This window comes from Bacillus sp. BR3(2024), assembly GCF_039134555.1.
Classification (GTDB): Bacteria; Bacillota; Bacilli; order Bacillales; family Bacillaceae_G; genus Bacillus_A; species Bacillus_A cereus.
The window spans coordinates 4,359,957-4,374,730 of record NZ_CP152433.1 but is presented as its reverse complement, the minus strand read 5'-3'; the positions used below and the strand labels follow the sequence as shown (position 1 = coordinate 4,374,730).

The window sequence follows — 14,774 nt, the reverse complement described above, 5'->3', positions numbered from 1 at the left end:
GGAAAGAGAAGTTTTTTTCTATGAAAGAAAGGCGGGGCAATGATGAAAGTAAATAAAAAACAAGTGATCAAATTATTAGAGACAATCGGGCTTTTTATGGAACTAAAGGGTGCGAATCCATTTAAAATATCTGCATTTCGTAAAGCGGCAGCAGCATTAGAAAGTGACGATCGTAGTCTTTCTGAAATTGAAGATTTCACAAAGATTCCAGGAATCGGAAAAGGAACAGCAGCCGTTATACAAGAATATATAGAATCGGGAACATCTGAAGTATTACAAGAACTTGAAAAAGAAGTACCAAGTAGCTTATTGCCGTTATTAAAACTACCAGGTCTTGGTGGTAAAAAGGTGGCTAAGTTATATAAAGAGCTAGGCGTTATTGATATGGAGACGTTAAAAGCTGCTTGTGAGGAAAATAAAGTACAAGCTTTAGCTGGTTTCGGTAAGAAGACAGAAGAGAAAATATTAGAAGCAATCGATCAAGTAGGCTCTCGTCCAGAGCGTTTACCAATTGCGATGGTATTGCCTATTGCCGGGGAAATAGAGGAGAAATTGTCGAATATTGCTGAAGTAATTCGTTTCTCTCGCGCTGGTAGTTTGCGCCGTGTTCGTGAAACAGTGAAAGATTTAGATTTTATCATTGCAACGACAGAACCAGCAGCGGTACGTGAGCATTTACTACAATTTGATAATATGATTGAAGTAATAGCAAGTGGAGATACGAAAGTTTCTGTCCGTCTTCAATATGAATATGATATTTCAATTGATTTCCGTTTAGTAAAACCAGAAGAGTTTATTACAACTCTTCACCATTTCACAGGATCAAAAGATCATAACGTAAAAATGCGTCAAATCGCAAAAGATAAAGGCGAGAAAATTAGTGAGTACGGTGTAGAGAACTTGGAAACAGGTGAAGTGAAAACATTTGAGACTGAAGAAGACTTCTTTGCTCATTTCGGTTTGCCATTTATTCCGCCAGAAGTGCGTGAAGATGGAAAAGAAATTGAATTAATTAAAGAGTATCCGAACTTAATTCAGTTTTCCGATATACAAGGTGATTTACATATGCATACAACTTGGAGTGACGGTGCTTTTTCTATTGAAGAAATGGTACAAGCGTGCCGTGCTCGTGGATATAAGTTTATGGCGATTACTGATCACTCGCAATACTTAAAAGTGGCGAACGGTTTAACGAAAGAGCGTCTTCGTGAGCAAGCGAAAGAAATTGAACGTATGAATGAAAAGTATCCAGACATTACAATTTTACGCGGAATTGAAATGGACATTTTACCAGATGCCTCGCTTGATTTTGATGATGAAGTATTAGCAGAATTAGATTATGTCATTGGAGCGATTCACTCTAGCTTCTCACAAGACCGTGAAACGATTATGAAGCGTCTACGTACTGCACTTGAGAATAAACATGTCACAATGATTGCCCATCCTACAGGACGTCTTCTCGGGCGTCGTGAGGGTTATGATGTAGATACAGATTTATTAATTGAACTAGCAAAAGAGACAAATACAGTTTTAGAATTAAATGCGAATCCGAACCGTTTAGATTTAAGCGCGAAATTATTAAAACAAGCACAAGATGCTGGTGTGAAAGTAGCGATTAATACGGATGCTCATACGCTTGAAATGTTAGAAGATATGGAAACAGGTGTAGCAGCAGCACGTAAAGGTTGGATTCAAAAAGATAACGTGATTAACACGTGGGATATTGAACGTTTATTAGACTATATTAAACGTAATAAGTAATACAAGGGGGACCTGCAACATGTTAGAAAGAACGTTGCGTGTATTAGAATACAATAAAGTAAAAGAACAATTACTTGAACATACAGCATCTTCACTTGGTCGTGACAAAGTGAAGCATTTAGTGCCGAGCACTGATTTTGAAGAAATTGTAGAAATGCAAGATACAACGGATGAAGCAGCGAAAGTTATTCGTTTAAAAGGTAGTGCACCATTAGGTGGTATTACGGATATTCGCTCAAATGTGAAGCGTGCAAAAATTGGGAGTATGTTAAGTCCAAATGAATTACTTGATATTGCAAATACGATGTATGGTAGTCGTAATATGAAACGCTTCATTGAAGATATGGCTGATAACGGTGTCGAGCTTCCGATTTTAGAAACTCACGTCGCTCAAATTGTATCTTTATATGATTTAGAAAAGAAAATTACAAATTGCATCGGTGACGGCGGTGAAGTAGTCGATAGCGCAAGTGATAAACTGCGTGGTATTCGTACTCAAATTCGTACTGCGGAAAGTCGTATTCGTGAAAAGTTAGAAAATATGACGCGCTCTTCAAACGCGCAAAAGATGCTGTCTGATTCGATTGTAACGATTCGTAACGAACGTTACGTAATCCCAGTAAAACAAGAATATCGCGGCGTATATGGTGGTATTGTTCACGATCAATCGGCTTCTGGACAAACGTTATTTATTGAGCCACAAGTCATTGTAGAATTAAATAATGCACTGCAAGAAGCACGTGTGAAAGAAAAACAAGAAATCGAACGCATCTTATTAATGTTAACAGAAGAAGTGGCAGTAGAAGCGGATATCGTTTTATCAAACGTAGAAGTAGTTGCAAATCTTGATTTCATCTTTGCGAAAGCTTTTTATGCGAAGCGAATTAAAGCGACAAAGCCGATTGTAAATAACGAGCGTTACATGGACTTAAGACAAGCACGCCATCCGCTTATCGATCCAGAAATAATCGTGCCAAATAACATTATGTTAGGGAAAGATTTCACGACAATTGTTATTACAGGACCGAATACAGGTGGTAAAACAGTTACGCTGAAAACAGTTGGTATTTGTGTGTTAATGGCGCAATCTGGCCTTCACATTCCAGTAATGGATGAGTCAGAGATTTGTGTATTCAAAAATATCTTTGCTGATATCGGTGATGAGCAATCGATTGAACAGAGTTTAAGTACGTTCTCCTCACATATGGTGAACATCGTTGATATTTTAGAAAAAGCTGATTTTGAAAGCTTAGTTTTATTCGATGAATTAGGTGCTGGAACAGACCCACAGGAAGGGGCTGCACTTGCCATTTCAATTTTAGATGAAGTATGTAATCGCGGTGCTCGCGTTGTTGCAACGACGCATTATCCAGAATTAAAAGCATACGGATATAACCGTGAGCAAGTTATTAATGCGAGTGTTGAGTTTGATGTAAATACATTAAGTCCAACTTATAAATTATTAATCGGTGTACCAGGCCGTAGTAATGCCTTTGAAATTTCGAAACGTCTTGGATTATCTGATCGCGTTATTGAGCAAGCACGCAATCACATTAGTACAGATACGAATAAAATTGAAAATATGATTGCGAAGTTAGAAGAAAGCCAGAAGAACGCAGAGCGTGACTGGAACGAAGCAGAAGCGCTTCGCAAACAATCTGAAAAACTGCATCGTGAATTACAACGTCAAATCATTGAATTTAACGAAGATCGTGATGAACGATTATTAAAAGCGCAAAAAGAAGGAGAAGAAAAAGTCGAAGCTGCAAAGAAAGAAGCAGAAGGCATTATTCAAGAACTTCGTCAATTGCGTAAAGCACAGCTTGCAAATGTGAAAGACCACGAGCTAATTGAAGCGAAGAGTCGTCTAGAAGGCGCAGCGCCAGAGCTTGTTAAGAAACAAAAAGTAAATGTGAAAAATACTGCACCGAAACAACAGTTACGTGCAGGTGATGAAGTGAAAGTATTAACGTTCGGTCAAAAAGGTCAACTACTTGAAAAAGTAAGCGATACAGAGTGGAGCGTACAAATCGGTATTCTGAAGATGAAAGTGAAAGAATCTAATATGGAATACATTAACACACCGAAGCAAACAGAGAAAAAAGCAGTTGCAACGGTAAAAGGTAGAGACTATCACGTTTCATTAGAACTTGATCTTCGTGGTGAACGATTTGAAAATGCAATGGCGCGCGTTGAGAAATACTTAGACGATGCCCAGCTTGCAAGCTATCCTCGCGTATCAATCATTCACGGTAAAGGGACAGGAGCACTTCGCCAAGGTGTACAAGATTACTTGAAGAAGCATCGCGGTGTAAAAACCTTCCGTTACGGTGACATGGGCGAGGGAGGCCTAGGCGTAACAGTTGTCGAATTAAAATAGAAAACAACGAAACAAAGGGGAAACCATTATATGTTTATGGACAAACTTGCAAAAGTATTGTTAGCTTGTTGTGGAATATTTTTGGTGATTGGGGTTATTTATTTAGTTGTTTTTGCGAAGTGAAAAAGCGTCAATCGTGGCAGAATGATATTGCCATAGATTGACGCTTTTAATATATGTGAAAAGGAATAGAACATGAAAATCAACCAATACATAAGCGAAGCAAAATTATGCTCCAGACGTGAAACAGATCGTCTCATTAAAGCTGGACGCGTGGCTATTAACGGCGAAATATGTACGCACGGTGCACTCGTAAGCGATGGTGATAGGGTAACGATTGATGGGCAAGTTATTGTAAAAGAAGAGAAAGAAAAAGTGTATATCGCATTTCATAAACCAGTCGGAATTACTTGTACAGCAGCCGATCATATTGAAGATAATATTATTGATTATATCAATTACCCAGAGCGAATCTTTCCAGTTGGGCGATTAGATAAAGCATCAGAAGGACTTATTTTATTAACGAATGACGGCGGCATTGCGAATCAAATTTTACATGGTGATCATGAGCACGAGAAAGAATATGTTGTCACAGTCGATAAACCTTTTATGGACTGGTTTATTGATGAGATGTCCCGCGGTGTAAAGATTAAAGATGGAATGACGAAGCCGTGCAAAGTGACAAGAGTCGATCAATCAACATTTCGTATCGTTTTAACGCAAGGAATGAACAGGCAAATTCGTAGAATGAGTCGTGCTTTCGGATTTACTGTAATAAAGCTAAAGCGAGTACGCATTATGAATATAGAGCTAAATGAGCTTGAAGTTGGAAAGTGGCGGAGCGTTACAGCTGAAGAGTTAGAAATTTTAATAGGGCAGTTATAGGGAGGAAAAATTTTCTCCCTATATTTTTTTGTCAGAAAAAATAAAACTATTGATTTTTTAAAAAATAGCCCATATAATAAAAAACAACAAGTTTCGACAAGATATTTTATAAAAGTAATGATGAGGACATGAGTTGTATTTTACGATTCTCAGAGAGGGAAGCCTTAGGCTGTGAGCTTCCTAATACGAAAAGACAAGCTTACCACCTCTAAACTTCAAGAGTGAACTGCATACATGATGCATTGTAATTCTTGGCGGATAAAACCGTTATCAATTTACACGAGCTATAAAATGAGCTTATTTCGTTATAAATTCATTTTATTAGAATAAGGGTGGAACCACGATTTCAACACTCGTCCCTTTATTAGGGACGGGTGTTTTTTGCGTTCTTTTACGGGGAAGTATGCTTGAAAGAGGATATGTGACGGATTTTAATTCAGAATATTTTGTTAATTTATTATTTTAGGAGGTTAGTAGAAATGAAATCATCTTTAAAGTTTTCAGAGATGTTTGCAATAAGTTTAATGTTATTTGCACTGTTTTTTGGTGCGGGTAATATGATTTTTCCACCAGCGTTAGGACAAGGCGCTGGAACAGACGTATGGATTGCGTTGTTTGGTTTTATCGTAACAGGCGTTGGACTACCTTTATTAGGAGTAATTGTTATAGCTTTAAAGGGAGATATTAATGAGCTAGCAGGACGTGTACATCCTATATTCGCACTTGTTTTTATCACTGCAATTTATTTATGTTTAGGCGTATTCGTAAGTGTGCCGCGTACAGGAACAGTAGCTTATGAGATGAGTATTGCACCGTTTTTACCAAGTGAGATAGCTGGTCAGTCATATCCACTTGTTATCTTTACACTTATTTTCTTTGCAGTCACTTTCTATTTAGCTTTAAATCCTTCGAAATTAGTGGGTCGTATTGGTAAAGTGCTAACTCCAATATTATTAGCTGTTATTGCAATTATCGTAGGTAAAGCACTTATTACACCAATTGGAGAATTTGGTGCACCGACAGAAGCGTATAGTGCTCCTCTCTTCAAAGGATTTATTGATGGATATTTAACTTTAGATGGACTTGCAGCACTGGTATTCGGAAATGTTGTAATTCATGCGTTAAAAGAAAAAGGCATTACAAATAAAAACAGTATTGCAAAAGTAACAATCTTTGCAGGATTTATTGCAGCGCTTGGTCTACTACTTGTGTATTTAGCACTTGCTTATCTTGGAGCTTCTAGTGTGTCACTTGGAATGGGCGCAAACGGAGGAATTATTTTAACAAATGTCGTGAATCATTTATTTGGTAGCTACGGAACTTTATTACTAGGGATCGCAATTACAGCAGCATGTTTAACAACTTCTGTAGGTATTGTTGCAGCTTGTGGTGATTACTTCTCTTCTTTATTACCAAAGCTTTCTTATCAAAAAGTCGTTTTCATTTTCTGTGTATTAGCATTTATGGTAGCAAACCTTGGGTTAACTCAGTTAAATGCATTAGCATTACCAATCTTAATCGCAATTTATCCAATTGGAATCGTACTTATCGTATTATCACTTGTTGAAAACTACGTTCGTCTTCCATTAGCGATGTATGTGGGCGGGATTGTAGGAGCATTTGCAATAAGTTTCTTTGATGGGTTACACAATGCAAACCTTCAAATTGCAGCGCTAGCACCTATTTTAGATAAGATTCCATTATATAGTGTAGGGATTGGTTGGTTAGTTCCAGGCATAATCGGTATAGGATTTGGTTATATAGTTTCTAAGTTTCGAAAGCAGGAAATTGCTGTAGAAAAATAGAGAAAAGAGGCTTTCTATAATAGAAAGTCTCTTTTTTTGTAAAAAAAGCCGCATATAGAGAAATTTAGATATTAAAAATTTTATACGTAATATAGTTGACAAAAAATTTATGAGTAGGCTAAGATTGACTTAGTTGTGGAAATATTGGAAGGGAAGTGAGGGAAACGGGGTTTCTATAACTATAGTGTTGTTATGGGAAGAGGTGAAAGAGGAGAAGAGAAAGTTTATTTTTTTGACTTACATTGAGAATGATAATCAATAAATACGTTTTATAATTTTTTCTCAGTTTCTATGCCTTCGTATAAGGAATAGGGTGAGATATTATTTTTAATATCCAATGAGAATGATAATCAATAACACTTATATTACATAAAAGAATGCTAATTAAATAATAGGTAGAAGAGATTATTTTTTTCTTGCGAATTGAGAATAATTATCATTTTCAGAAAAAGTGAAATGAAAGATAACCAAGGAGGAAACAAGAAAAATGAAAAAGGTTTCTGTATTACCCGCTTTTATTATAACGTTCGTATGTATGCTAGCTTTTCTTGTAATGCCATACGGGAATGCTTCAGCAAAACTAGCTGATGGTACTTACGATATTAATTACGTAATTCAAAAAGCGGAAAATGATTCAGCTTCAATGGCAAATGACTATTTTGAAAAGCCGGCAAAATTAATAGTGAAAAACGGTGAGATGAGAGTACAAGTTCCGATGAATCATAGTGCTTGGATTACAGAATTTAAAGCACCAGAGAACGGAAATTTTGTTGATGCGAAAGTTGTTAGTAAAGATGAATCGGCAGATAAAAGAACAGTAGAGTTTAAAGTAGATGATTTATCCAAACCGGCAGCTGTAAAAATTCATGTTGTTGTACCAAGTGCAAACTATGACCACCACTACACAATTCGTTTTGCTTTTGATGCAAATGTAAAAGCTGTAGGTGGCGATAATGGCGTAGCTGCTACAACAAAAAATAATGATCAAGCGAAAACAGATACACAAGTAAAAGAAGAGAAAACAAAAGTAGAGAGTAAGGAAACAGCTAAAGAAGTGAATAAAGAAACAAAAAATGAAAATGGAAAAGCTGAAAAAACAGATAACCCAAAAACAGGCGATGAAGCACGTATTGGATTGTTTGCAGCGTTAATTCTTATTTCAGGTGCTTTCTTAATTCGTAAAGTGAAATTGAGTAAATAAATCTTTTGAAGGGTGATGAATATATGTTTAAACAATTTAAAATGATTATTGCCGTATTTGCTGTTTTATTTACATTTATCGCAACACTAGGTTTACAAGATGCAAAGGCTGCTACAAAACTAGCTGATGGAAAATATAATATTGCTTTTACTGTATGGAAAGGCGATAAAGATGAATCGTCTAGAATGAATAGTTATTTTGAAAGCCCAGCAACATTAACAGTTAAAAATGGAAAACAATATGTTTCATTTAAAGTGAAAGATAGTGCTTCTATTAAAAGTTTCCAAGTAGAAAAAGATGGTCAATTTGTAGAAACAACCGTGTTAAGTGAAAACAAAAAAGATAATACTAGAGTTGTAGAATTTGAAGTTGCTGACTTGTCAAAAAAACTAAATGGCAAGGTGAAAATTAATATTCCAATTATTAATTATAATGCTTCGTATGATATTCGCTTTGTATTTGATGGGAACAGTATTAAATAATTTTCAAAAGGGAGAGTCGTTCCATTGAACAGGTATACAAAAATTATTGTTGCTATGTTTTTAATGATATTTACATTCGTATCAACATTACAACCACTTGCAGTTCAAGCAGCTACCAAGTTGGCTGACGGTGAATATTCAATTGGCTTCAAAGTTTTAAAAGATACATCAGATGAAGAATCGATGATGAATCAATATTCAGTAAGTCCGGGAACTTTAAAAGTGAAGGATGGGAAAAAGAAAGTATCCTTTACATTAACAAATAGTTCATGGATTACGAAATTTGAAACAGAAAAAGCAGGTAAGCTAGTTGCGACAAATGTAATTAGTGAAGATAAAGAAAAAGATACAAGAGTAGTAGAATTTGATGTAGAAGATGTAGAGAAGGTATTAAATGCAAAAGTAAAAGTAGATATTGATTTTTTAAATTATCATCATGAGTACGACGTTCGTATTGCATTTGATCAAAATAGCATTACACCAATTCATGTAGAAAAACCAAATGAAAAAGAGGACCCAGCTAATAAGCCAGATCCAAATGAAACTACCGATCCAGGTCAGAAGCCCGACCAAAAGCCTGACCCAGATCAACAACCAAATTCTAACACAATTACAGATGGTGCGTACAGCATTCCATTTAAAGTGTTAAAAGATCAAACAGATGAAGAATCTAAGATGAATAGTTACATGGTAAATCCAGGAGTATTAAAAGTAGAAAACGGTAAGAAAAAAGCAATTGTAACACTAAAAAGTAGCTCATTAATTAAAAATTTCCAAACGGAAAAAGATGGCGCATTTGTTGATGCAAAAGTAGTGAGTGAGGATAAGGAAAAAGATACAAGAGTAGTAGAGTTTGAAGTAAACGATTTATCTAAAAAACTAAATACAAAAGTATTTATCGAAATGGCATCAAGAAATTATAAGCAAATGCATGATGTACAACTTTTATTTGAACAAGATAAACTTGAACAAATTAAAAATGAAGAGAAACAACCGGAAGCAGAAAAACCGGAAGCAGAAAAACCAGAAGTAGAAAAACCGGGAGCAGAAAAACCAGAAGTAGAAAAACCAGATGAAAATAAAAAAACAGATGCTGAAACAATTAAAGATGGTGAATACAGCATCAATTTTAAAGCATTAAAAGATCAAACAGACGAAATTTCAATGATGAACACATATACAAAAAGTCCAGGTGTGCTAAAAGTAAAAGATGGTAAGAAGTATGTATCATTTACGTTAACGAACAGTTCTTGGATTACAAAATTTGAATTTGAGAAAAATGGTTCGTTTGTTGATGCAAATGTAATAAGTGAAGATAAAAAAACTGATACACGCGTAGTGGAAGTAGAAGTACCAGATTTATCGAAAAAGTTAAATGCAAAAGTAAAAGTAGATATCGATTCAATGAATTATCACCATTTTTACGATATTCAATTTGCATTTGATAAAGGTAGCATTAAGTCGTTAGATAACCAAGGTGAAAACAACAACCAAGGTGAAAACACAACAATTGATCCAAAAGCTCTTAAAGATGGTGAATACAGAATTGGCTTTAAAGTGTTAAAAGATCAAACAGATGAAATCTCAATGATGAACACATACACAAAAAGCCCAGGTGTATTAAAAGTAAAAGATGGTAAGAAATACGTATCGTTTACATTAAAAAATAGTACATGGATTACGAAATTTGAATTTGAGAAAAATGGTTCTTTCGTTAATGCAAAAGTGTTAAGTGAAAATAAAGAACAAAATACAAGAGTAGTAGAAGTAGAAGTAAACGATTTGTCTAAAAAATTAAATGCAAAAGTAAAAGTAGATATTGATTCAATGAATTATCACCATTTCTATGATGTTCAATTTGTATTTGATCAAGACAGTATTAAAGCCTTAGGGAACCAAGGCGGAAACGACAACCAAGGCGGAAGCGACAACCAAGGCGGAAACGACAACCAAGGCGGAAACGACAACCAAGGTGGAAACGACAACCAAGGCGGAAACGACAACCAAGACGGAAACAACAACCAAGGTGGAAATAATAACCCGAAAGTAATAGTTGATCCGAAAAATTTAGTAGATGGCCAATATGATATTACATTTAAAGTATTAAAAGATAAAACAGATGAGATTTCAAAGATGAATGACTATGTTGTAAATCCAGCGAAATTAATCGTAAAAGATGGTAAAAAATATATTGAGATGACGCTGAAAAATAGTGCGTGGATTACGAAATTCCAAACGGAAAACAATGAACTATTCGCTGATGCGAAAGTAGTAAGCGAAGATAAAAATGTAAATACGCGAGTAGTACAGTTTGAAGTAGAAGATCTATTTAAAAAATTAAACGCAAAAGTAAAGGTAGACATCGATGAGATGAACTACCATCATTTCTACGATGTGCAAATTCAATTTGATACAAATAATATCGGCGCGTTAGGAACTCTTAAAGAGGAACCGAAAAATGAACCGAAAAATCCAGTGACTACACCGAAAGTAGATAATGTAAAAACAGTAGGTACTCCTGATTTTAACCGAAATGCAGATGGTCAGAAGAAAAAAGAAGATACAAAAAATGATTCGAAAAAAGAGAAAAACTCAAAAACTGCAGATACAGCACAACTTGGTTTATATATGGTGTTACTGCTAGGTTCACTTGCTTTACTAGTTCGTAAATATAGAGCAGGTAGATTGTAATTTTTGGAGTCTTGATGCATATTCGCGTGCATCAAGACTTGTTTCATATTGTATGGAAAGGAGTGGTGATTGAGAGTGAAGAAAATTGCAAGTGTACTAATGGCTATCATTTTGTTAATGAGTATAGCTGGGTGCTCATCACCCAAAAAAGAAACAGCAAAGCAGGTAAAGAGTGAGAGTAAAGAGCGCGTTGTTGCAACAACAGTGGCTGTTACTGAAATTATGGATGCGTTAGAAGTAGATTTAGTTGGCGTTCCAACAAGCTCTAAAACTTTACCGAAGCGATATAAAGGTTTACCTGAAGTTGGGAATCCAATGAGTCCAGATATGGAAATGGTAAAGTCATTAAAGCCTTCAGAAGTGTTATCTGTGACAACACTTGAATATGAATTAAAGCCAGTTTTTGATGGTGTGGGTATGAAAGCAAACTTTTTAGATTTAACGAGTTTGAAAAATATGCAAAGTTCTATTAGCGATTTAGGTAAGAAATATGGGCGTGAAAAACAGGCCGAAGCAGTAGTAACTAAATTAGATAAAAAGGTTGCTAGCATTCAAAAAGAAGTAAAAGGAAAGAAAGAACCGACAGTGCTTATTTTATTAGGTGTGCCGGGAAGTTATTTAGTAGCAACAGAGCATTCTTATATTGGAGATTTAGTGAAACAACTAGGTGGTAAAAATATTGTGCAAGGTGAACAAGTAGAATATTTAGCTTCTAATACAGAGTATTTAAAGAAAGCTGATCCAGATATTATTTTACGAGCAGCTCATGGTATGCCTGATGAAGTTGTAAAAATGTTTGATAAAGAATTTAAAACAAATGATATTTGGAAACACTTTGCTGCGGTTAAAAATAACCGTGTTTACGATTTAGAAGAGCGTTTATTTGGAACGACAGGCAATTTAGCAGCAATTGAAGCGTTAGATGAATTGAAAAAAATGATGTATCCGTGATGCATTTTAATATAAAGGAAGAGTAGAATGAATAAAAAAACTTGGAGTTTCCTCATTGTTACTGCATTGCTTATTGTTATGACATCATTGTCAGCGATGAAAGGGAGTTTAGAAGTAGGTATTGTTGAACTTGTACAAGGGATATTTACAGGTGGAAATGAAGATGTTGAAGTCATTAAAGATTTACGTTTCCCGCGTATTATTATTGCGTTGTTCACTGGAGCGGCTCTCGCTGTTTCAGGTGTGCTTTTTCAAGCTGTTATGAAAAATCCACTCGCCGATGCTGGGGTAATCGGTATATCTTCAGGAGCAAGTTTTATGACACTCGTTATTATTACGTTGTTTCCGCAATTCTTTTTCTGGACACCCGTATTCGCCTTTTTAGGTGGTGCGCTTGCATGTTATCTCGTTTATTCGTTTTCATGGAAATCAGGATTAAGCCCGCTTCGCATTATTTTAATTGGTATTGCCATTAATGCAATGTTTACTGGATTAAATGAATCATTCGTTACGATCTGTGGGTATTTTATTAAGAGTATTAAGCAAACGACGACTTCTAATATAACAATGAAGACGTGGGGCGATGTAGAAATAATGGTGACTTATGGAACGATTGGTCTTATTCTTGCTCTGTTCGTAGGAGCTTGGTGTAACTTATTATCGCTACAAGATAAGACTGCGAAAAACTTAGGCTTGCACGTGACGAGAGTTCGTCTTATTATTTCTGCCATTGCAGTACTCTTAGCGGCAGTATCAACAGCGATTGCAGGTGTTATTGCTTTTGTAGGATTACTAGTTCCGCATATTTCAAGACAATTAGTCGGTTCAGACCATAAAGTATTAATTCCATTTTCTGCGCTTGCAGGGGCGTTATTAATTTTGACGGCAGATACAATTGGAAGGTTAATTGTGCCACCTAACGAAATTCCAGCAGCAACAATTATGGCGGTTATTGGTGGTCCATTCTTAATATTTTTGCTTAGAAAGAGTGATAAAGTTCATGGAAATTAAAAATGTAACCTTTTCATACGATAACGTAACAAATCGTTTAAAGTCTGTTAGTAGTGAAATAGAAATTGGGAAAATTACAACAATCATTGGACCGAATGGATGTGGGAAATCAACATTACTTAGTGTCATGTCTAGAAACCACGCTCCTAGCAGTGGAGAAGTAATACTTGATGGGAAAGCGATTGGTGAATATAAACCGAAAGAGTTTGCTAGAAAGCTAGCAGTTGTCCATCAACAAAATGAGGCTCCAGCAGATATTACAGTGGAAAAGCTAATAAGCTTCGGGCGTATGCCATATAAAAATATATTCTCTCCGCAAACAGATGAAGATAGAGAAGCGATTGAGCGTGCACTAGTATGTACGAATTTACAAAGTAAGCGTGATAAGCCAATTTATGCTTTATCTGGTGGAGAGAGGCAGCGAGTTTGGATCGCGATGACATTAGCTCAAAATACACCAATGCTCTTCTTAGATGAGCCGACCACATATTTAGATATTTACTATCAGTTAGAAATATTAGAGTTAGTGAAAGAGTTAAATGAAGTGCATGGACTAACGATTGTAATGGTATTACATGATATTAATCAAGCCATTCGTTATAGCGACCATATTATCGTTATGAAAGATGGAGAAATCATTACGAAAGGTATTCCTAATGATGTAATAACAGAAGAAATGGTTAAAGCAATATATGGTGTAGATGTCATTGTAAAGCAGGATGAAGATACCGGATTGTACATGGTACCTATGGGAATCTAAAGGCTGAGCATAATCCGTTTTGAGGTGATAATTTGAATAGTAAGAAAGGACGGAAAAAGAATTCTTTTTTTCAACGCATACTTACAATTGTGTTTTTAGGAATCTTTTTCTATTCAATGTATGAGTTGGGCGGGATTTTCATGGATTATTATGAAAATCGTAAAGTAATGGCTGAGGCACAACATATTTATAAGAGAAGTCCAATGGAAGAAAAATCAGAAAATGGAGAGGTACGTAAACAGTTTCAGGATCTCCAGAAAATTAATCCAGAGATAGTCGGATGGATTACGATGGATGATACACAAATTAATTATCCAATCGTTCAAGCAAAAGATAATGATTACTATTTATTTCGTAATTATAAAGGTGAAGATATGAGAGCGGGAAGCATTTTTATGGACCATCGTAATGATGTGAAATCTCAAAATCGAAATACGATTTTATATGGCCATCGTATGAAAGATGGTTCTATGTTTGGTAGTTTGAAAAAAATGTTGGATGAAGACTTTTTTATGTCTCATCGTAAATTATATTACGATACATTATTTGAAGGATACGACGTTGAAGTTTTTTCAGTATACACGACAACAACGGACTTTTATTACATTGAAACGGATTTTGGAAATGATGCAGCATATGCATCGTTCTTAAAGGAAATTCAAGAAAAATCACTGTACAAAACGGATACGGAATTGACGGCTAATGATGAAATCGTAACACTTTCTACTTGTGATTATGCTCTTGATCCAGAGGCTGGAAGGCTAGTTGTACACGCAAAATTAGTAAAAAGAAATTAAAGAAAAAAGTATAGAATATGAGAAGTGATAGATAACTCTTCTCATATTCT

General features: G+C 35.4%; 11 protein-coding genes and 1 other annotated feature. All 11 genes read left to right on the top strand.

Features of this window, described 5'->3' with window-relative positions; all coding sequences use genetic code 11:
- The first annotated feature begins 42 nt into the window (after positions 1-42).
- A complete protein-coding gene (polX, locus tag V7S45_RS22505) occupies positions 43-1,761 on the top strand; it encodes a DNA polymerase/3'-5' exonuclease PolX (protein ID WP_000867515.1) in 1,719 nt (572 codons plus the stop codon).
- Between the two features lie 19 nt (positions 1,762-1,780).
- Positions 1,781-4,141 carry an endonuclease MutS2 gene (locus tag V7S45_RS22500; RefSeq protein ID WP_000893715.1) on the top strand — a complete coding sequence of 787 codons (2,361 nt, stop codon included), beginning with the start codon at positions 1,781-1,783 and terminating at the stop codon, positions 4,139-4,141.
- A 195-nt stretch (positions 4,142-4,336) separates the two neighbouring features.
- A complete protein-coding gene (locus V7S45_RS22495; protein WP_342761494.1) occupies positions 4,337-5,026 on the top strand; it encodes a pseudouridine synthase in 690 nt (229 codons plus the stop codon).
- A gap of 108 nt (positions 5,027-5,134) precedes the next feature.
- Positions 5,135-5,390, top strand: a binding site (T-box leader).
- 115 nt (positions 5,391-5,505) lie between these two features.
- Positions 5,506-6,831 carry a branched-chain amino acid transport system II carrier protein gene (gene brnQ, locus V7S45_RS22490; RefSeq protein ID WP_000842636.1) on the top strand — a complete coding sequence of 442 codons (1,326 nt, stop codon included), beginning with the start codon at positions 5,506-5,508 and terminating at the stop codon, positions 6,829-6,831.
- Between the two features lie 487 nt (positions 6,832-7,318).
- Entirely contained in the window at positions 7,319-8,032 is a 714-nt protein-coding gene (gene isdC / locus V7S45_RS22485; RefSeq protein ID WP_000757953.1) for a heme uptake protein IsdC, read from the top strand.
- 23 nt (positions 8,033-8,055) lie between these two features.
- Positions 8,056-8,514 carry an NEAT domain-containing protein gene (locus tag V7S45_RS22480; protein WP_000476164.1) on the top strand — a complete coding sequence of 153 codons (459 nt, stop codon included), beginning with the start codon at positions 8,056-8,058 and terminating at the stop codon, positions 8,512-8,514.
- A 24-nt stretch (positions 8,515-8,538) separates the two neighbouring features.
- Positions 8,539-11,205 carry an NEAT domain-containing protein gene (locus V7S45_RS22475; protein ID WP_342761493.1) on the top strand — a complete coding sequence of 889 codons (2,667 nt, stop codon included), beginning with the start codon at positions 8,539-8,541 and terminating at the stop codon, positions 11,203-11,205.
- A 69-nt stretch (positions 11,206-11,274) separates the two neighbouring features.
- Positions 11,275-12,156 carry a heme ABC transporter substrate-binding protein IsdE gene (gene isdE, locus V7S45_RS22470; protein ID WP_142292933.1) on the top strand — a complete coding sequence of 294 codons (882 nt, stop codon included), beginning with the start codon at positions 11,275-11,277 and terminating at the stop codon, positions 12,154-12,156.
- 27 nt (positions 12,157-12,183) lie between these two features.
- Positions 12,184-13,167, top strand: a complete 984-nt coding sequence (locus tag V7S45_RS22465; protein ID WP_001036848.1) for an iron ABC transporter permease — start codon at positions 12,184-12,186, stop codon at positions 13,165-13,167.
- Positions 13,157-13,927 (top strand): ABC transporter ATP-binding protein, encoded by a 771-nt coding sequence (locus V7S45_RS22460; protein ID WP_000403758.1) that lies wholly within the window; start codon positions 13,157-13,159, stop codon positions 13,925-13,927. Before V7S45_RS22465 ends, V7S45_RS22460 begins: the two co-directional genes overlap by 11 nt.
- A gap of 32 nt (positions 13,928-13,959) precedes the next feature.
- Positions 13,960-14,724, top strand: a complete 765-nt coding sequence (gene srtB / locus V7S45_RS22455) for a class B sortase (protein WP_001086126.1) — start codon at positions 13,960-13,962, stop codon at positions 14,722-14,724.
- Positions 14,725-14,774 lie beyond the last annotated feature (50 nt).

What these genes read in the sequence shown, in the direction of transcription:
- polX (WP_000867515.1), top strand. Translation starts at nt 43, where the DNA reads ATGAAAGTAAATAAAAAACAAGTGATCAAATTATTAGAGACAATCGGG.
- V7S45_RS22500 (WP_000893715.1), top strand. Translation starts at nt 1,781, where the DNA reads ATGTTAGAAAGAACGTTGCGTGTATTAGAATACAATAAAGTAAAAGAA.
- V7S45_RS22495 (WP_342761494.1), top strand. Translation starts at nt 4,337, where the DNA reads ATGAAAATCAACCAATACATAAGCGAAGCAAAATTATGCTCCAGACGT.
- brnQ (WP_000842636.1), top strand. Translation starts at nt 5,506, where the DNA reads ATGAAATCATCTTTAAAGTTTTCAGAGATGTTTGCAATAAGTTTAATG.
- isdC (WP_000757953.1), top strand. Translation starts at nt 7,319, where the DNA reads ATGAAAAAGGTTTCTGTATTACCCGCTTTTATTATAACGTTCGTATGT.
- V7S45_RS22480 (WP_000476164.1), top strand. Translation starts at nt 8,056, where the DNA reads ATGTTTAAACAATTTAAAATGATTATTGCCGTATTTGCTGTTTTATTT.
- V7S45_RS22465 (WP_001036848.1), top strand. Translation starts at nt 12,184, where the DNA reads ATGAATAAAAAAACTTGGAGTTTCCTCATTGTTACTGCATTGCTTATT.
- V7S45_RS22460 (WP_000403758.1), top strand. Translation starts at nt 13,157, where the DNA reads ATGGAAATTAAAAATGTAACCTTTTCATACGATAACGTAACAAATCGT.